Annotated in this window: 10 protein-coding genes, 1 tRNA gene and 1 pseudogene; 3 read left to right on the forward strand and 9 right to left on the reverse strand. The window is 49.6% G+C overall.

What is annotated here, in order from left to right; all coding sequences use genetic code 11:
* The first annotated feature begins 97 nt into the window (after positions 1 to 97).
* Positions 98 to 2,047: a methyl-accepting chemotaxis protein gene (locus SAMA_RS02940; protein ID WP_049757775.1), complete on the forward strand. Its 1,950-nt coding sequence runs from the start codon at positions 98 to 100 to the stop codon at positions 2,045 to 2,047.
* A 142-nt stretch (positions 2,048 to 2,189) separates the two neighbouring features.
* A tRNA-Leu gene (locus SAMA_RS02945) sits at positions 2,190 to 2,276 on the forward strand.
* 551 nt (positions 2,277 to 2,827) lie between these two features.
* On the opposite strand, the gene SAMA_RS02950 is transcribed toward SAMA_RS02945, so the two are convergent.
* From SAMA_RS02950 to SAMA_RS02970, 5 genes and pseudogenes are all read right to left on the reverse strand, one after another.
* A complete protein-coding gene (locus SAMA_RS02950) occupies positions 2,828 to 3,010 on the reverse strand; it encodes a DUF2787 family protein (protein ID WP_041409657.1) in 183 nt (60 codons plus the stop codon).
* Positions 3,011 to 3,664: 654 nt separating this feature from the next.
* A complete protein-coding gene (locus SAMA_RS02955) occupies positions 3,665 to 5,752 on the reverse strand; it encodes a PD40 domain-containing protein (protein ID WP_198134295.1) in 2,088 nt (695 codons plus the stop codon).
* Positions 5,753 to 5,970: 218 nt separating this feature from the next.
* Complete coding sequence (locus SAMA_RS02960; RefSeq protein ID WP_011758674.1) at positions 5,971 to 10,170, reverse strand: S8 family serine peptidase; 4,200 nt, start codon at positions 10,168 to 10,170, stop codon at positions 5,971 to 5,973.
* Between the two features lie 45 nt (positions 10,171 to 10,215).
* Complete coding sequence (locus SAMA_RS02965) at positions 10,216 to 13,860, reverse strand: S8 family serine peptidase (protein WP_198134296.1); 3,645 nt, start codon at positions 13,858 to 13,860, stop codon at positions 10,216 to 10,218.
* 635 nt (positions 13,861 to 14,495) lie between these two features.
* Positions 14,496 to 14,969 (reverse strand): annotated as a pseudogene (locus tag SAMA_RS02970) (IS3 family transposase); the annotation flags it as partial.
* 138 nt (positions 14,970 to 15,107) lie between these two features.
* Between SAMA_RS02970 and SAMA_RS02975 the strand changes: the two are divergent.
* Positions 15,108 to 15,890: a TSUP family transporter gene (locus SAMA_RS02975; protein ID WP_011758676.1), complete on the forward strand. Its 783-nt coding sequence runs from the start codon at positions 15,108 to 15,110 to the stop codon at positions 15,888 to 15,890.
* Positions 15,891 to 16,011: 121 nt separating this feature from the next.
* On the opposite strand, the gene SAMA_RS02980 is transcribed toward SAMA_RS02975, so the two are convergent.
* The 4 genes from SAMA_RS02980 to SAMA_RS02995 all read right to left on the reverse strand — a co-directional run bounded on the left by SAMA_RS02980 (position 16,012) and on the right by SAMA_RS02995 (position 20,382).
* Positions 16,012 to 16,464, reverse strand: a complete 453-nt coding sequence (locus tag SAMA_RS02980) for a hypothetical protein (protein ID WP_011758677.1) — start codon at positions 16,462 to 16,464, stop codon at positions 16,012 to 16,014.
* Between the two features lie 457 nt (positions 16,465 to 16,921).
* A complete protein-coding gene (locus tag SAMA_RS02985; RefSeq protein ID WP_011758678.1) occupies positions 16,922 to 18,091 on the reverse strand; it encodes an AGE family epimerase/isomerase in 1,170 nt (389 codons plus the stop codon).
* A 21-nt stretch (positions 18,092 to 18,112) separates the two neighbouring features.
* The gene (locus SAMA_RS02990; protein ID WP_011758679.1) at positions 18,113 to 19,144 is read right to left on the reverse strand and encodes a carbohydrate kinase family protein; all 1,032 of its coding nucleotides are present in this window, start codon (positions 19,142 to 19,144) and stop codon (positions 18,113 to 18,115) included.
* Positions 19,141 to 20,382 (reverse strand): sugar MFS transporter, encoded by a 1,242-nt coding sequence (locus tag SAMA_RS02995; RefSeq protein ID WP_011758680.1) that lies wholly within the window; start codon positions 20,380 to 20,382, stop codon positions 19,141 to 19,143. The genes SAMA_RS02990 and SAMA_RS02995 overlap by 4 nt, the downstream gene beginning before the upstream one ends.
* Positions 20,383 to 20,384 lie beyond the last annotated feature (2 nt).

The following is a 20,384-nucleotide window of genomic DNA, read 5'->3' on the forward strand; positions in this document are numbered from 1 at the left end:
AGATTCACTATACTGATTAGGATGCTGACAAAGGACTGAACAGGCACTCTCTGTTGACCTATGCACCAGCCGGGATGACCGGGTATAGGCTTGGGAAATGATGATGTTCAATCTCAGTCGATTAAAGATTAAGACCGTGGTTGCTGTTGGTATGGCCGGTGCGCTGTTTTGTTCCATGCTGTTTTCAACTCTGATTTATATCGGTCAATTTTCGCAGATGTTTTACAGCCAGACTGAAGAGGGGCTTTTACCAGCTCAGCTTGGTAAGGCAAGTGCCGAAATTGATACCGAGTTGACCAAATATCTCACTTTGTCGGAAGACTTAGCCAGTAATCACTTTATTAATCTCTGGCAGCAACAAGGTGAACCTGAAGGTGGTCGAGGAGATATTGTCCAATTTCTTAAAGGCTATCTGAATCAGCAGGGCGTCTTGGCTGCTTTTTGGATTTCCGTTGCCAGTGGAAACTACTATACCAACGAAGGTATTGTTAAGACGCTATCACGGCAAAGCAATCGTGATCAGTGGTTTTATGAGTTTCTGAGTCGAAATAATGACATGGAAGCGGCATTAGACACCGACGAGACCCTGGGGAAATTGACGGTTTACATCAATATTTCAGTGCGTGATACCACAGGTAAAATTGTGGCCGTTGCGGGTATTGGCGTGGATGCTTCCAAAATTTCCGATATTGTCACTCGCGCCAGCATGGGCGAATCCGGTTACATGTTCATGCTCAATGAGCATGGTAATTTTGCCGCTCACAAAGACAGAACGTTGCTGAATCGTTCGCTGTCGCAAATGACCGACTATCTCCCGGTACAGAACACGCTGAACGGAAATGCTTCTGGAGAGAGAATTCTTTCGGCTGAACTGAAGGGGGAGGAGGTTTATATAGGTGTCGTTTACCTCCCTAAGATGAAGTGGAATTTGGTGGGCATCATGCCCAAAGCGGAAATCAGTAGTCAGATAAACCAAGTAATAGGCATTTCGGTTGGGATTAGTGTGTTGATTGCACTCTTTTTTATATCGATGTCATTTTTATTGGCTGGGAATGTCAGTAAGCACATATTGGCGATAAGTGATCGTTTGCTCAGCATGTCCAGAGATGGCGGAAATATACAGCAGAGGCTGGATGACGGCACTGACAATGAAGTTGGGCAATTGGCCAAAGGCTTCAACGCCATCATGGGTAAAATAGGGAACCTCGTTGATGAAATTCAACAAGGTGAACGGGCGATTACCGCCAGTGTTGATTTGCTGAATAGCTTGTCCCAGCAAACGGTGACACACGCTGAAGCCCAGCAGCAGCAAACAGAGCAGGTCGCAACTGCCATCAACCAAATGGGTCAGACCATTGCGGAAGTATCGTCGGTCGCCCACCGTATAGCAGCCGATACCAGCTCGGCCGTGAGCGATGTGCATAACACCAGCAATGTTATGCTCAACCTGGCGGCGACCATGGAGAAGTTGTCAGCTTCAATGAATGGTACGCAATCCACAGTGAACGACTTGGCAACCCAGGCGGAATCAATCAATTCTGTCGTGGAGGTGATCAGTAGCATTTCGGAGCAAACTAACCTTTTGGCACTTAATGCGGCCATTGAAGCAGCCCGAGCTGGTGAGATGGGACGCGGTTTTGCCGTCGTTGCCGATGAAGTACGTACTCTAGCCAGTCGAACCCAAGACTCTACTTCCGAAATTCGTACGCAAATAGAAAAGCTACAACAGGCCGTAGGTCTGACTCGTCAGGCCGTTGGTGACGCAGCCAAACAAAGCTCGCTTTTGGCAACGGACGCAATCGAAGCTACCGGAGCGCTCAAAACCGTGCAGGAAAAATTTGATGATATTAACCAAGGCAATCAACAGGTTGCCGCCGCAACGGAAGAGCAGGCAAGTGTCGTTGATCATGTTAACGAATCTGCTCATGTCATCGCCGATACTGCTGGGTACATAAATGGTAGCGCGCTGCAATGCTTTGATGAAATTCGTAATTTACAGGGGCAGGCAGATAGGATGTCTCGTTTGGTAAAACAGTTTGAACAATGAAGATTGAGATACATTGGAGTGAAATTTACGCAGTCGCACTCATACAGTCAAAGAAGCGCTTTAAAAGGCTTGCCTTGACTGGAAGGCCGCGTATAATCCAACGTCATTGTCGGGTTAGAAGCCTGATAATGAGAAAATTTGTGCCAGAGTGGTGAAATTGGTAGACACAGGGGATTCAAAATCCCCCGCCCTTAAAAGCGTGTCGGTTCGAGTCCGACCTCTGGTACCAACTTAAAAGTCAGCGAAAGCTGGCTTTTTTGTTTTTGGTGTTCGGCTAGGCAAACCGACCCGCCGCGTGTCGGCTGGAAGGCCAGCCCCGTCGGTCCGAATTCTGGTATCAACTTAAGGTACCAACTTAAAAGTCAGCGAAAGCTGGCTTTTTTGTTTTTGGTGTTCGGATAGGCAAACCGACCCGCCGCGTGTCGGCTGGGTGGCCAGCCCCGTCGGTCCGAATTCTGGTATCAACTTAAGGTACCAACTTAAAAGTCAGCGAAAGCTGGCTTTTTTGTTTTTGGTGTTCGGATAGGCAAACCGACCCGCCGCGTGTCGGCTGGGTGGCCAGCCCCGTCGGTCCGACCTCTGGTACCACATTGAAACCGGCGTGAAGTGGTTGTTTGTGACCAGAAGAAGGCGTTACACGCTTTCGTCCTGGTAAGTGCTCGGTTCAAACACCTGTCTTGCTTAGCATTCTATTCCTCCACATTTAACATTCTTTGCAAGGCACTTCGGCACGGAATTCCCCATTGATTTACCCTAAAACGATGCTCAGCGCTTTGCACGTTACTCCGGCGAAATAGTCACAGTAAATACGTCCATTTCGAGCCAGTAACTGAGGAAGTTTGACTCCCATACTTGATAGATCTCCACTGCTGACTTGATGCTGTAAACACCGACCATGTTTGGGAAAACCTTGCAGTCGAAATCAAAGTCCAACTCCAACTCCAACTCCAACTCCAACTCCAACTCCAACTCCTTCGCGAGCTCCTTAGTAATATAGGATTAATGGGTGCCGGAGCAGGTTTTGCTCCATTAAATCCACCCTGCTATTTCTCCGCATTTACTGCTGCATTATTGTTTTCTGATGACAATTAGGGGGAATAGTGTTTGGAACTTTTTAACTGAGATGCTCCCAAATGAATAGAGGCAAACCATACTCTGTATGGTCCTTAGCGACATATGCAACTTTTATTACCTATTCCAGTATAAAACTTGCCAAGTTACTGCCTGAATTTTTAATGATTTATGGAGTTCAGCCATCAAATGATCAAGTTTGGATATTGCCTATATCCGCTTCCATGATACTTGCAGGAAGTGCGTTTTTTTGCCTTCGTTGTTTTAGATTCTGTACAAAATATTCAGGGCAGCTGAAAATTATGACATTAATTACTATGTTGTAAACTATGCGATTGTTACCACGATAATTTCATTGGGAACATTAATGTCTTTGTACGCATTTACATTAAAGTTTAATAGTGTCTAGAGTTGGACATGTGTAAGGGAAGCTGCGATTAAGTAGTCAGCTTCTCTAGGTCGTTGAGTGTGTCAGCCGGAACGGTAAACCCACCTTTGGTGCGCCGGAGACGTTATGGTTCTTGAGAAGAGTCCGCTGATAGATATTTAAAATGTTACTGGAAACGAAAATATGTCCGCATCATAAATGCTGTTTAAAGTGATCAGAAAACTATCACTGTCACCTTTTGAAATTCCAAAGTACTTCCTGACTGAGTCTGCGGGGTAGATCGCTAAGATAGCATCATTGTCATTTTCTTGATATTTTTTAATTATGTCACTCTGTTTTGTTCTGGTAAGGTAGTAAAGCTCATCATCCTGAATAAAAAAGCTGCCAAAATCGTTAATCGATAAATCAGTTACAATTTGGCTGAATTGGTTTGAATTTATATCAAATCGCCAAATACCATCCTCATTTGTACGAGAAACTAATAGTTGGTCATTCCCCGCTGGGATGGCATATATCTCATCAGTGAATGTTAATTGTGTGGTTGTTGATGTTTTAATATCTAACTGGTAGATGCCATTATGATTATTCTTAATCGCAGAGAAATAAACCAGGGAGCCATCGAGTGACCACGTTGGAAAAGTAGGTGTCAAACTACCCGTATCAACTCTAATTAAATGTCCATCCTGTACATTACCAATATATAAACGCTGTTTGTCATCCCCCTCTTTGACGAGTGCGGTGGCGAAATGTTTTCCATCAGGGGACACAGATGCGAAGTTTACTGTCCCTATACCATTGGTGAGATTGCGAGCCTCCTGCTCATTCTGTCTCCATAGGTCCCAATTTGCCGAACGATTTGAGACAAAGACAATATTTTCAGGATCTGAGATGAATTGACCGTATAAATCGCGATTAGAAGAGAATACTCTTCGAACGATTTGAGCACTATCAAATCTGCGCTGTACTATATATTCACTTGACTGATGTTTTGCGACAAGAAGCTCATTGGTTTTGTGATTAAAGCTCAGGCCAGAAGCACCACTTAGCTGATTTATCAATTTTAATTCAGGTGCATCTATATTATTAAAACTCAAAAGGTAAGTGGCAATTTTTCCATTTTCCGAGAAATTAACAAAAACTTGGTTATTGTCTTTGCCTCGGGTTAAACCCGTAATAGATTCTTTATAATCAAGCAAGCTTTTTTCTTGCCCTGAGGGCTGCAACAGAATCAGCTTGTATTGTTGTGCTTGTTCTCGAACTACGACAATGTCTTGATTATTTTCTAACCAAATACCCATAAAATCGCTGGTGTTTTTTTCTGGAAAACTGACTTGCGTGGTTTTCTCAGTGACAAAGTCATATTTAAAAAATGCAAAAATGCCATTTATTCGCTTTGGATAGAGCAACATTCTCCCATCGGGCGACCAATCCAACATTTTTTTGAATTCAACATAACCACAGTCGGTATCTATTAACTTTTCCTGCTGAGTGCGCAGCTGTTTGACTCTTATCTGGCATTGATTTTTGTCGTCGATGCGAACATAGGCAAGGGCGGTATCATCAGGAGACCAGATCGGCAGGGCTTCCTGGTATTTACCGGATGAAACGAGTCGCAGTGGATTCTTGCTGTCACTTAAATCTTTAATGTATAGCCCACTATGCCTGTTCTCTTGAAGCCATTGAAATGCAAGCATATTGCCGTCATTCGAAATCGCGGGATGCTCTTCCACACCTTGAAAGTTTGTCACGCTCGTCAGAGCAGGAAACTTCATGGTGTCTTCAATTTGTTCCTGTGCCGGACCAAACTTTCGGTTTTGAATAAGGGAGTAAGACGCTAGGCCTGCCAACAACATCAGTGAGATCAACACCAGCAAAGGCCATCTCCGTGTTGGGGCGGGGACGGCAAGCCGTGGGATAGGTTCGGGTGTTACTGTGAGAACGTAGCCGACTTTGGGGAGTGTTTTAAATAGTTCGTCACAGTCGGCGCCAAGGTCGGTAAATGCCTTTCGAATTTGCCACATGGCATTAATATAACCACGCTTGCCAACTCCTTCATTGCCGTTCCAAATTCGGTTTATTGCATCTTCGTGTTCAACGATATGATTTTCATTAAACAAGAAAAGTTTAAGATAATCAAAGACCTTTATGGGAAGCTTTACCGATTTATCTCCATTATCGATCGTCATGTTATGACAATCGATAATGAAGTTATTTAATTTAAATCGAGTATGGGGCGATTCTGCCATTGCCAGTCTCAATTTGATCATTCAAAAACGTTCGGCAATAGTAACACCTTAGACAGTAGTTGATAAGCGCTCGCAAAATGGGAGGCTGGTTCACTCTATCGTGACATCATTTGAATCGTAGTAAATTGTTTTTGCTTAATATTAATCTGATAGTTCAGACTCGCAACGAAAAAGGGCTTCTGTAGTCAGAAGCCCTGGGTATTCGACAAATAAGCTATTTATTTACGTCGTCTTAAAAGACCAGCGGCACTCAGTAGCAGCAAACCAAACCCCATGCTTCCGCCTGATTTACCCTGCTCAACAGGTGGCTCAATGGTGGCCTCAACGTTCACGCTAATCTCGACCGGTGCAGATTGCTTACTGCCGTTACTGCCGACCAGTTCGAAGACAATTTCTTCAGCACTTTTCAGCTCAGGTGCAGTGAAAGAGATTGCAGCCGTGCCCGCACCAACTATCGCGACTTGAGTACCAGACACCTGTTTCCAAATGTAGCTGATTTCTGGGTCACTGATCACCAAGTCGACAGGGGTTGCGGTAAGACGAACAACGTCTCCTTTTTTCGCGGTCGATTTATCTGCAACGGCTTGGAACACTGGACGTCCCTCAAACATCACAGTTTGGCCTTCAGATACCGCCCTGACAGAGTTTTCACTGGTACTGACCTGGGTTGTCACTACCGGGGTGATATCCACCAAACCTGTCACTTCGGAAGCGTCCAATACGAGGGTAAAGGTCACCGCCGAAGCACCGTCTTGCTGAGTCTGTGTCCAGGACAGTACATTGCCTTCAAACTTGTATTCAACATCACCTGTGGCCATCTGCATCGTCGAGACCGATGGTGAGTCATCCGCTATCAAGCTGGCCACAGAGACGTCTTGCGCCAGACTGATACTGATCTGGTAGGTTCGTTCCTCACCACTGTGATTGGCGGCAATTTTGATGCTGGATGTCAGTAAATCACCGTCCAGGCGAGGCTGAGCAACCGTGACATCATCTGCCCCCCTGGTCATGTTTACGCGAACGGCACCTATATTGCGTGGCAGATCCGGGTTGGTGCCCAGCCAGAATACGCTGTGGTACAAATCGCCTTCCAGCATGGATTGATCCCACTTGACGCGTGTTGCCAGTTCTTCACGTGGTGCAACAGAGTCTGCAACCTTTACCTGCATAGAGTCGTCATCATATTGTACGTTGGTTACTGCCAGCTTTACCGAATCAAAAATTGGTGCTTCAAACACGCACTCTTTGCCTTCGTCGGGCTGCTGACCCTCTTCGCACAACATCTGGTTTTCGGTTAGGGCTTCAGGGCCTTCTGCCCAGTTGTGAACCAGGATCCAATAGGTGTCGTTGGCCGGATCGATAACATCAATTTTTTCATATGCACTTTCAGTTGCAGAAATATAGCGAACAAACGGCAATTCGGAAGGGCTGCCCGTTGGTGCACCATCCAGGTCAACGTCAATCCCGACATACAGGTCCAGATCCGGTGAGCTTGTTTCCAATACCTCTATTACGAGTCGTTTACTGTCGGCTTGAATGTTCAGCGGAATCGCGTAAACGGTATCATCCATTTCGTTTAGCTTCGCCAGAATCGAACCATTAGTGGCGTCACGACGTACCTCAAACTCATAGATGTCTGCTTTGGCAATGCCCGATTTACTGACCTGGATATTGTCGCTGCCAATGGTAACAATGCCGTTTACTGCGGCGGAGTCATTATCACGGGAGGCGGTGATCTCAATAGATTCAGGCACGAGACCAGCGATAAAGTTAATGGATACAGGCAGTGTTTGAACCGGTGTTGTCTCATCATCGGGCGTCAAAATAACACGCGCGTCAACCCAGTCTTTTGCCAATGCGGAGTTGGCTTCAGCGGTGAAATGTAACGTGACTTCTTCACCTTGGCTCAAGCTAAAGGATGTTTGGTCGGCAGTCAGGGTGAAACCTTCATCGAATACATCAAAACTGACTGACCAAGTGCCATCCTTTACGGCTTTAAAGGTGCGTGTCCAGGCACACTCTATCAAGCACTCGCCTTTGGAAAGGCTTGGTATGTTCATCTGGCTGGGTTCACCATGCCAACCGGGGATCTCTTTTTGAGCCCACTCAGGTGCGAACGGATCTGCGGCAAGGTAGCCAGCTTTTGTTTCGTTCATCACCAGACCAGCTTCAATCGCCAGATTCACCCGGGCACTGCCAGCGCCAGTGGCATGATTATTGGCTCGTACCATTTCGAACTGTGCAACGCCGTTTTCATCACGCACCACATTACCTGCTTCATCAAACTGGTATTGTTTTTCGGTGACTTCAGTGACAGCTGTTGTCATCAGGGCAGATTGCATTTCCGCGGGTGTCCACTCAGGATGAGCCGCCTTCATCAGCAGATACATGCCTGCCACATGGGGGGATGCCATGGAAGTACCGGAGATTTGCATGTAGTCACCCGGCTGTTTTTCAATGTTGCCCAGCTGACTGGAGTGCATTCCTGTGCCAATGTTGCTGGCGTAGATATCCACACCAGGCGCACCCACATCCGGAACCAAATAGTCTTTGTTTACAAAATCCGGACCGCGAGAGGTAAAGGACGCTGCAATGTCCGCTTTTTCAAGATTATTGTTGAACTCGGAGTTGCCCAAAATACTGACCATATGGTTTTCACCCGTATTCAGCCATTCAAGCAGGGCATCACCATCAGCCTTGTTCAGGTGGATAGCCGGGATACCATGAAAATCACCCACCACGTCGTCGAAGTTATCATCTGAGTTAATTAAAATCAGACCTGCAGCTCCGGCATATTTTGCTGCAATGCTCTTGTTTAAACGCGATAAAGGTGCGCTGTTATACTCGCCACCACGGCGACATACCACGACCTTGCCAACCACATTGTTGGCCTGATACGACGCAGGCAGAGAACCGTTGCCATAGGCACTGGCATAGCAATAACCAGGACCACCCTGCTGCTGTTGGTAGTATTCGCTTTCAACATCACCGGCATAAACGATTGCGGTTGGTGTCTCCAATGCCAGGGTTTTGCCCTTACCTGTCATTTCCGGTAATGCACCTTCGCCACCGGAAAAGACCGCAGTTTTTTCTTCGCTGTAATCGCGGCCATGGCTAAGAGCGGCAACAGTGGTTACCCAAGGGGAGTTTCCGGGTGAGCCGACTGTTTCGGCTTCTGGGCCACTGTTACCCGCGGCTACCGCCACATGTAAACCAGCTTCCCGGGCGCTCAAAAATGCCAGGGCATCGGCCGATTGCCAAGGGGATGAGGGACTGCCGCCAACCGAATAGTTGATAACATCGACATTGTTTTCGATAGCATGCTCAATGGCTTTGATGGCCATTGAGTCGGAGCAGCCATAACCGGGTACACAGGTACGGTAAGCGATGATGTTGGCGTGGGGTGCGACACCACTCACGTTTACATTGAACATGGAGTTCGTGGTCTCCCAGCCCGGCTGTTGTGCCGTGCCTACTATCTGAGAGACGGCATAAGGCACATTCAGTACCACGTTGCCAGCCACCGTTGCGGCGACATGGGTACCATGGCCTTGGTCGTCCTGCCCGGTGTTGTAGCGCCAATCGTAACTTGGCACAGCAATTTTGTAGTCATCAAATGAGACTACACCGACCAGTTTGTCGTTACACCAAATGGCGTTTTGAACACAGTCGCCGAAGTAAACACCTTCGCCGTAGGGGTTGGTATGATCGTATCCATCACCACCGACATCGGCAAAAGCGGGGTTAAAATCGTTCGGCGTGGGCGGTCTCCAGGAATAGAATTTTTTCTTGTAGGAAGCAATGCCGGTATCAATGACACCAACAACCAATCCTTCGCCCCTGGACTTCCCCTCGAGCTCTGGATTGTTCCAGACCATGGGGGCGCCGACGTGGGTGGGCCCCACGTCTGTCAGTAATTGTTTGAAGGAATCTTTCTGCACAGCCAACACGCCGGGCATTTTGCGCAGCATGACCGCTTCGGCGTCTGATAGTTCCATCACCAGGGCGTTCAGGGCTATGGTATGAGCAGCCTGGACGGGGACTTCGCGCTTGAGGGTCGATTTGATGTTGCTGAACACCTTGCTCTGCTGATTCACCAAATAATTGGTATAGGTAATGGACTTACTGCTGTTGACGTCCAGCTTACCCTTGGCGTTCACGTTGGTATGTTTAGAGGCTTTGACATTCGTCGCGGCCAGACCGCGGATCCCACCCTGATACAGTGCCAAAGGCTCGTCTTTTAAGATGACGAAATATTTGTTACCTAACTGGGCTTCGGCCGATTTTCTATTGAGCAATTGATTTTTTGCTGTTACCGCGTAGGTCGCCTGCTCTTCTGTAGGCTGGTTAGCATGTACGGCAAATGCCAATGCTGACACGGGTAACGCCATCGCAATTTTAGAGAGTTTAAAATTCACAATTTATTCCTCAGATAAGAGGTGCTGCGCACCTCTTCTTAATCATTACTTGCGTGTTCTGCGAGCAGCCAGAGCCAGTGCTGCAAACAAAGACATCAGGAAACCGAAGCTGCCGCCCGCTGAACCTGCATCTTTATCAATCGTTTGCGCAGGCTCACTCGACACCGGTGGCTGTGTAGGTGCAGATGAACTGTTTGAAGCAATGGAAAAACTGATGCTGGTCTGCATCTGGTTGATACCATCGGTTACGGTCACGTTTGAGGAGAACTCACCCGATACGACAGGGATACCGCTGATTTCGCCCGCTCGGCTGATTAACAAGCCATCGGGTAATTCATTGGATATAAAGGAGATCCCGTCACCTTCGATATCAATAAAGGCTTTGGAAATGTTGGCAGTCAGGCTGGTACCCTGAGTTCCTTCAATTACTGAAAGGGACGCAATCTGCTGTGGTGCCATGTCATTGTTGTTGGTGACGTCAATAGTGACGTTAACCAGCTCACTGGTGCGATTGACGTGGTCAACCTGGATTTCCAGCACGTAGGACTTGTTGAGCGATTCGTAGTCAAGCGCATCCGTGTTAATGACGGTGATTTCACCCGTCGTGGACACCGCAAAAGGCGTACCCGGTAACGCATTAAGCAAGAACATTTCTGCCTTGTTCAGGTCGTCGCTGGCGAAGAATCGGGGTGATACAGTCTTTATCTGACCGACAACAGTACCATTGGCTGCATTCTCATAAACACTGAAGCTTTGGCCATCCAATGTGCTGACATCATCGGTTTCGGTGGTTGGAAATTTTGCGATTTGGTTGTTATCCAATTCGAAAATGGCCACGCCGGGAGGACAGTCTTTGTCGATGACCCAGTTGCCACTGGAGATCACATTAGGATCGCATTGCATGGTCATGGCGGCTGCTACCCTGGCGGTCTTGCCCGCGGGAATTGTCGTCATCGGTGACCAGGTCAGCTCCTGTTCGACTACCGCTTTAGGTGCAACATCGTCCGGCAGCAAAGCAGAAGCCGAAGAGCTGGCCAGGAATTTTACGGATCTTTCGATACAGTTATTTGGATTCCATTGCGTCGCCTGACAGTTGAAATCCCACCAGTTTGGATAACCGTCTTCACCTGTATGGTCGATGATTTGCTCGCTGTATTCGCCATTCAGTATCGGGTTAAAGCGCAGCATCTGATCGGTAGCGGTTGATACAGCATCGCGATCGGTACCAAATTGCCAACCCAACTTTTTATTCCAGCTGGTCAGATCTGGGTATTGTTCACGATAGAGTGCATCCATGCAGATATTGGATACCGCTATCTTGCCTCCCGGAGAAACAAAGGTATCCAGAGTGGATTGCTTGTAGCGTGCATAGGGATTCCAGGGATCGTATTGGATAGACATGTCCACATAGGTGGTCACTGGTTTACCGTTGTCATCCAGCTCGATCATCATGTAGGCCAGTTTATCCTCATCCTGTGCAATTTGTTCTGCGTAGGCAGGATCGTCCCCATTGGCATCGGAGAAGGATTCGCTGTAGATCCGGAAATGGGTCAGAACCGCAAACCTGTCTCTGTGTTCTGCCATGGCCAGTTCAAAGGGATCGAACATTTCAATGCTGACACCCAGTGCCTTACCCGAAGCACATTGCTGGGTATCTATGTCATAAATGGTCGCTCCGAGCGATTTGATAATATGCCCTTGCAGATTGGTCTTGGCCTCACTGCGTTGATGCTTGTAGTGCATCAAAGGCATGGTGATCAAAGTACGGTCACTGGCGCTGGTATTGGTGATGTCGATTTTGGAGGATTCAGCGTAGCTTCCTGCACTGCTCAGCTTTTGTTTGAACTCATCCGATTGATACGACGTGCTGGAGCTCAGCGTTGCATTTGATTTTTCAAACGGTGTGGCTTTTTTGGGCAATACCAGCCAGGCCATTTTCAGCAGGGAGTCATTCGCCTCGCTGTTTTCATTGGTAAAGGTCAGATAACCGTTTACCGAGGCTTCGGCCCACTTTTCAATGGTGAAGTCGCTGGATTTCTTCATCGGGAACGGCGACAGCAGCTTATCGTTCACTGTCAGTGTTACCGGGAAAGTAATGGCGCTGTTGCCAGGAACGCTGACTGACTCTGGGAAGATCAGTTCCACCGCCGCATTGTTGTCTTTCACACCATTTTTAGTGGCAGCCAGTCGGTAGGTTTGTGGTTCAGCAGTCAGGTTTTTCAGCGTCACATTGCGTGTTTGGCTGACGGTGCTTGCCGCTTCGATAAAACCAAAGGCCAGGCTGGGCTGGTAAGAACCCGTTTCCCAGAGCACAGACTTGGCTTTGTCGATGTTGTCCGCGTTGACCATGCCTGTGCCCATAAATGGGACTTCCGCCACCTTGGTCACGTCAATGGAGAACGCTTGTTCAACCACAGTTTCTTTAATCCCGGAAATACCATCTGCAATCGCGGTATTGGCCACCAGGGCTTTTACTTCAAGGGCGCTGAGATTACGTTCTCTTTGCCATACGCGAGCTGCAATACCGGCTGCGTTGGCTGCAGCATAAGCCGTGGTTTGGGCAAGCTCACCACTTTTATCGCCAGTCCCCACTAGGGCACCGTCAAAGCCTTCTGCCAGGGCAACCACATCGGGTTTCAACAGGGTATCGCCGCGGGTTGGACCTGCAGGGGTGAAGGATGAAAGATACAGCGCATCTTGCTCCATTCTGACCGAACCAACCGTCAATGCCTCAGGGGTCGCCCCCAGAGGTGCCATGCTGTAGTAGCTGTCGAGGTAGAAGGTTCCGGCAGGGGCGACAATGAGTGAGCCCAGGCCTGCGAGGCGGCGGATGTGGTCAATCTGCAGGGTTTCGTATGAAGTTCCTGAACCTTTCTTTTGGTAAAATGCGCCGCCACCAAACGAGTTGATCAGTACAATGTCCGGACGATCGCTGAAATCGCCATCCTGGTTGGGGTCAACCACCACATCCAGTGCGGCGTAAAAATAGTTCCAGTCATAATCCAGGGTTTTGTAAGCCAGAATTTTGGCTTCAGGCGCTTGCTTAAGCACCAACGCGGCCTGGGCTGTTCCCGATGGATAGTGATAGGTATGATTGCTTGCAGCTTCGTCATCCTGATTTTCTATCGGGTTGTAGTCGACAGTATGGTAACCCTCATAATTGGCAGAAAAGTCCAAGCCGCCAATAACGGTATCAGTTGGGAAACCGTCCCAGGCGTTGTGATTGTTTTTCCAGGCCTGTTCGTAAGCCTCCGGCGTGCCCGCACCGCCCAGATCTTTATGGGTATAATCCACACCATTACCAATGATGGCGACAGTGACGCTATCTCCCGGGTCTTTTACGGTTAAAAATGGATAGGGTTTGAATTCGTCAGCCTGCGTTAGGTTTGGCTGCGCGGAGGTTTCGACAATACTGGCAATTTCATCGTTATCTGCCAACGCGTTTGCTGCAGCATGAGTCATTTGTACATGGATGGCATTGTCGACAATGCGTACTTTCTGGACGATGACTGCTTCGGTGTCCAGGGCGTAGATTGCAGCAATAATGCGATTTTGTTGTGCATCAATTTTGGACAGGACCGAGGAACGCTTGTCACCCAGTGCCGCATAACTCTTATCCAGGGCACTCTTTTCTGACAGCTGAAGAATATAAATACCCTTGAGCTCGTTAATTCGTGTAAATGATGCCATGGCATCGGATTGTGAATTGGCGCGGTGTTGATGACTTCCGAATACTGACAACGCATCAGTATTTGAGATAGCGCGGGCGTGCACCTGGCATGCCAGCAGCGAGGAAATTAACAATGCGACCGAAGATGATTTAAAAACCATTTTAGCCTCGTAGGTTGTCTTTATTCTTCCTGTGGAAACCAATGAAAATGTGCTTACATGCGATAGCAAGATCGTATGGCAGGGACATTTAAATCAGTGTTGACAAATTTGTAATGAAATTGAGTAAGTACCACAATGCGGCCCGGGTCTTTTATCTGTGTATGCTTTATCAATTTTTTGTCAATTGATGTCACGTAAATGTCTAATTTCAATAAAAACAGATATATGGGTGGAGGGCGTGATATGTGAGTTATCAGCTTTTACGAGCCGATAACCCTATTTATCTTTAGGCTATTTGTAATTTTTATGTTGGTGTTTTTGGCTGGTTCGGATGAGAGCCACATGAATCGCCACTGATTTCCTAGACACGATTTAGTTAGATAAACTAGCTAAAAAAGAGGTGTCCATGAGTCATAAACGTTACCCCGAACAATTCAAAATCGAAGTGACCTTTCCCCGAGATTAGTACCAATCCCTTGATGAGATTTTCCAGCTTATGCTGCCTGCTTGGCATACTCAACAGGCGGCATGTAGTTCAGTGAACTATGTGGGCGAACTTGGTTGTAGTGTTCGCGCCATAGCTCGATCTCGTATCTGGCTTCGTCCAAGGTTCTGAACCAGCACTGGTTCAGACATTCGTTCCGGAATTTGCCATTCAGTCTCCACAAAGGCATTTTGCGCCGGCTTTCCTGGTGGAATAAAGCTCAGCGTGACGCCCGTTACCTTACTCCAGAAGAACATTGCCTTGCTGGTAAATTCTGTCCCATTGTCGCAAGTCACCTTGTTGGGTTTGCCTCGCTCTTCCTCAACTGGTCCAGGAATCTGCTTACCTGCCTGCCACTGATGGCTACAGAGACTAATTGACCGACCATTTCCCGCAAATAATCATCTATAACATTCAGTACCCGAAAGCGGCGACCATTGCTGAGTTGGTCTGACATAAAGTCCATAGACCAACGTTGATTCGGTGCTGTCGGCACCTCTATATTTCGACCATGTGTGATACAGGACGCTGTCAGTTCCGGCGGCAGTGCGCATTTTTGAATATTGAAATCTGGTAGATTGGACTGACTATTGGCGGGTGTCGATACTATCAGGAACACATCATGGAACTCCTTATTATCGCGCTGGTTGCCATGCTGACTTCCGGGATGACCTTCTTCTCGGGTTTTGGTTTGGGCACCATTCTGGTTCCTATGTTCGCTTTATTTTTTCCATTACCCTTGGCCATTGCCGCAGCGGCAGTGGTGCATTTCACAAACAACCTGTTCAAGTTTGCGCTGATGGCCCGGCAAGCAGATTGGAAGGTGGTGGCACGCTTCGGATTACCTGCCGCGTTGGCCGCCATTCTGGGCGCGAGTTCCCTGGCGCTCTTTGACCGCTTGCCAGCGCTGTTGCATTACTCATTGGCGGGCTTGGTTTTTGAGATTACTGCGGTGAAAGTACTGATAGGCGGTCTGATAGCACTATTTGCAATGCTGGAACTATCACATCGTTTTCAATCACTGACTTTTTCCCGGCGTTGGCTCTCTCTTGGTGGGTTCCTATCAGGCTTTTTTGGTGGGCTTTCGGGCAATCAGGGAGCATTACGTTCAGCATTTTTATTGAAAGCAGGCTTGTCCATGGAAGCCTTTGTCGCGACAGGGATTGTTTCGGCGACAATCGTCGATGTTACACGTCTCCTTGTGTATGGCAGTGCGATATCGGTAGGTCAATTCGCTCAAATTGAGACGCTGGCGTTGCCGGTGGCCGTTGGCACTCTTGCAGCCTTGATTGGCAGCCTTCTTGCCAAGCGTCTCCTGGAAAAGGTGACCTTGCCTGGTATTCAGATGTTGGTCGCAATCGCGATGTTGGGTGTAGGTTTCGCACTGATGTTGGGTGTGCTCTAGGCCGTTGAGTGTGTCAGCCGGTTGAAATTCCAACCTATTTCCTGACGATTCAGCAGCAAACGCCCACAAAAGAGCCGCACTGGGTTCAGCAGTGCGGCTCGGCAGGTTTTAACGCGAGCGATTACTTCAGCAGATAGGCGCGCATCATCAACTGCTCGGCACGACTGTTACCTTCATCTGTCATGGTCAGCTTCAGGTGTACGTAGTTTCCGGCTGCCGCTGCATTGGGGATGGTCGCTACCCACTGACCATTTTCCTGAGCCACTTCAGCGGATTGCCAGTTACTGTCGGCGAATTTCTGAGAAACGGGGCAGTACTGGAAGACGCTTGGGCTAACGGGTAAACATTCCTGTCCGTAGCCATATTGCAGGCTGACGTCCGTCAGTGTGGCAGGCCCCTTTCCATCGACAATGGCACCGAGTACGACTTTTATGGGCTCGCCGGCCACGGCAGTGTTGTCGATTGCCAATGGGATATCCAATACAGGCATTCGCCGTGGTTGAACGCCCTGATTTTTGGGATCCGTGATAAAGCTGTACACGCCGTTATAGAAGGCCCCGGGATTTTCTTGCACCGCTTTTGTTCATCCCAGAGGCGGCATCTTGGCCATTGGCGTCGCCATAGGTGTAGAACCCAAATTGCAACAGATTCGTGTCGCGGATGGCAATGTGGCTGCTCCCGTGAGGGTTAAGCACTGGGCGGCAATTTTTGAAATGCCAAACAATGGTTTCATATGGGTGAGCTGCCTTCAAATAATCTTTTTTATGAGTTGATTGCGTGTTTTTTGTGGTTTGTTTTCTGGCAGGATATTCGGTCGGTCAGATCCGAAATAATTTCCTGTTGTATCTAAAAGAAAACAATAAACAACTCTGCAACATAGGATGGTTAGTGGCAGCTTCTCAATCTGATTCGGGTAGCATTTTGTACCTGAAGCATCTGCGAAAGCTGGGCAAAAAAACGCCGCCCTGAGGCGGCAAAAGGGAAGGAACCTTGGATTTTGTAATATTGGAAGGCGCCGGAGAGGCACCCGATTAAGTTAAATCCCGGAGGCTATCGAAACAGGCACCCAGGGTGTGGTAGTCACACTTGGCACCGGCAGTGCTCTTTTCGTTGGAGTACTTGCGGTTATCGCGATACAGCACCCTGAACCAGGCGCCGTGTTCATGGTCGACAAAATGCTGCCAGGCGTAGTTCCAAAGGGCGTTATAGGCATCGAGGTATTTTTGCTCGCCGGTTTGCTGATACAGCATGGCGGCAGCGGCAAAACTTTCAGCCTGCACCCAGAAATACTTATCGTCGTCACACCAGTCGCCGTTCGGACCAAAGCCATACACCATGCCGCCGTGCTCCTTGTCCCAGCTTTTTTCGAAGGCGGTATCGAACAGGGTTTTGGCGCGGCTTATCAGCCATGGCTGATGGCTGTGGCGGGCGAGGGATAACAGCAGCTTGGCCCACTCGGTCTGGTGCCCGCCCTGGAAACCCCAGGGGCGATAGAGGTTCTTGGGATCGTCCTTGTTGTACTCCCAATTGATGGCGAATCCGGGGGTAAAGTGCTCCCAGATGATACCGCCGGTGAGCGCTGCCTGACGGTTGGCAATCTTGTCGGCAATCTCCATGGCGCGGTCGAGGAAGCGGCCTTCGCCGCTGGCCTCGAAGGCGGCAATCATGGCTTCGCACAGGTGCATATTGGCGTTCTGGCCGCGGTAGTCAGACAGCACGCCATCGGCGCCGATTTCATCGGCGTAAAGGCCGTACTCAGGCTGCCAGAAACGTTGCTCAAGCAGGTTGTAGATCCACAGCAGTTTGTTGTTGTCTTTAAGAATGCCCGATTTGCGGCAGGCCGCGAAGGCGAGCAGCGCAAAGGCATAGCCATAGGCCTGCTGGGTCATGTCTTCGGGCCGATGGCTTTTCAATGTCCAGGCGAAGCGCTCATCCGCTTGCAGATGTACGTTTAGCAGATAATTAAGGCCATGGCGGGCGTGGGCCAAATATTCGGGTTTATCCAGTATGTCGGCGGCGCGGGCGTAGTTCACGGTAATGCGGCAACTGCTGACCAACTGGCGAAACCCCGGCTCAAACAAACTGCCGTCATCATAGTAGTTGTGAAAATAACCGCCACTGGCATCCAGTACCCGTGGGTCGTAAAAGTCCAGAATGCTTTGGGAATGGGACAGTAAAAAATCACGGTTGTAGAACTTCATAAAATGCCTTGAAAAAAGGCCTTACCAACTGCGTTGGCAAGGCTTGGGTAAACGTGAGTCGTCAACGCTGATGGTGTGGAGTACATCGCCCATTGAGGCCTGGAACGCCTCGGCCTCGGCGAGTCCCGGCAGTGCCGGGAAGGCTCCCGGGCGGCTTACTGCCAGCGCGCCGCAGCCAATAGCAAAGCCGAGGGCGTCTTTGAAGGTGGTCTCGCTTTCAAGCAGGGTATCCAATCCATCCCGGGCAATGCGATGCAGCAGGCCGCCAATAAAACCATCCCCCCCTGCGGTGGTATCCACCACATCCATTTTGGGCACCGGTAAGGTCAGGCATTGTTTACCGGTAAAGGCGCGTATCGGATTGCCGCCATCTGTTATCAACAGCAGCTTGCAGCCGGAGTCTAGCAGCTGTTGGATAAAGCCTTGTGGCTCGCTGCCTGCCAGATATTCAAGTTCTTCCTGTGCGAACTTAAGTACGTGGGCCTTGTGTACCAAGCTCATCACGGTTGCTTTGCAGGCGGCGCCGCCTTGCCACAGGTTGTGGCGCAGGTTCACATCCACACTTACGGCAAGGCCAGCGGCAACGGCTCTGTCGGCCATTGTCAGGGTTGCCTCTGCACTTTGGGCCGTCGTCAGGGTATTGCTGCACAGGTGCAACACAGCGGTATTCTCAAACCAACTGGCCTCTGCGACGCTGGCATCAAACAGGGTGTCGGCGCCGCCATCGCGGTAGAAGCTGAAGCTGCGATCGCCATCATCATTCAAATGCACGAAGGCGAGTGATGTCGGGGCACTGCTATGGCGCCCGAGCAGGCTGATGTCCACGCCATAGCGCACCAGCGAGTTGGCCAGGAAATCGCCGAACGTGTCTTTTCCCACCAAACCAGCAAAGCGTGCCTGGCCACCGAGTTTGGCCACTGCCACTGCAGCATTGGCCGGTGCGCCGCCCGGGTACTGACGATAACAGGGTAACATCAGGCCATCGTCCTCATCGCTGCCGGTACATAGAAAATCAATCAGGGCTTCCCCAAAACACAGCACCCTTTTGCTCATGACGCAGTTTCTCCATTCATCCGGTTACGGGCAAAAAAGGCATACCAACAAATATAAAAATAACAAAAGGTTGGCACGATAAAGCTCAGCTGAACACCCACGTTATCGGCTACAACGCCCTGAATAACCGGCAGTAGGGCGCCGCCCACAATCGCCTGACACAGAAGCCCGGAACCACGACTGGTCAGCTCGCCCAGGCCTTCAATGGCCAGGGTGAAGATGGTGGGGAACATGATGGAGTTGAAAAAGCCCACCGCCAACACGGCCACCAAGGCCAGCTCACCGCTGGACACTATGGTGAGCATCAGCAGCAGGTTGGCAAACACCGCATTGGCCGCCAGCACCATCGCGGGATTAAAGCGGCGGGTGAGGGCTGCACCGGCGAAGCGGCCTATCATGGCGCCGCCCCAATACCAGGACACCAGCTCTGCAGCACTCTTCTCATCCAAACCGCCAATGCTGGGCTCGGCAAAGTAGTTCACCAAAAAGCTGCCAATAGATACCTCGGCGCCAACGTAAAGGAATATCGCCAGTGCGCCCAAGAGCAGGCGTTTATGACTGAGCAGCGAACCTTTATGGCGATGGTCTACCCCCATGTCGGCGTGTTTGACCTTGCCGCCGAGGAAAATAAAGCCCACCGCAATGATGCCAATCACAGCGGCCAGCAGCAGATAGGGTAACTGCACCGCTTCATGGGTACCGGCGGCCGCGCCGAAAATCAGCAGGCTGCCGAAGAGTGGCCCCAGAGTATGGCCGAGGGAGTTGAGGGCCTGGGCCAGATTCAGACGACTGGCGGCAGTGCGCTCGGGCCCGAGGCGCGCAACAAAAGGGTTAGCCGATACCTGCAGTATGGTAATGCCTGAGGCCAGCACAAACAGCGCCAGCAGGAACAGCGCATACTGTTCCAGGCTGGACGCCGGGTAAAACAGCAGGCAGCCGGTGGCCATGGTGCTCAGGCCAAAGATGATGCCCCGCAGGTAGCCGATGCGGGCGATGAGGACACCGGCCAGTGGTGATACCAGAAAGTAGGCTCCGAAGAAGCAGAACTGCACCAACATGGCTTGGGTGTAACTAAGGTCAAATATACCCTTGAGGTGCGGAATAAGAATGTCGTTCAGCGCGGTGATAAAGCCCCAGATGAAAAACAAACTGGTCATGGCGCCAAACAGCAACTGCTGGTGGCTTTGGGCTGGTGCAGCGCTGCCGTTTTGTGGGGTGGTGGATGAAACGAAGGCCATGG

Source organism: Shewanella amazonensis SB2B, assembly GCF_000015245.1.
Classification (GTDB): Bacteria; Pseudomonadota; Gammaproteobacteria; order Enterobacterales; family Shewanellaceae; genus Shewanella; species Shewanella amazonensis.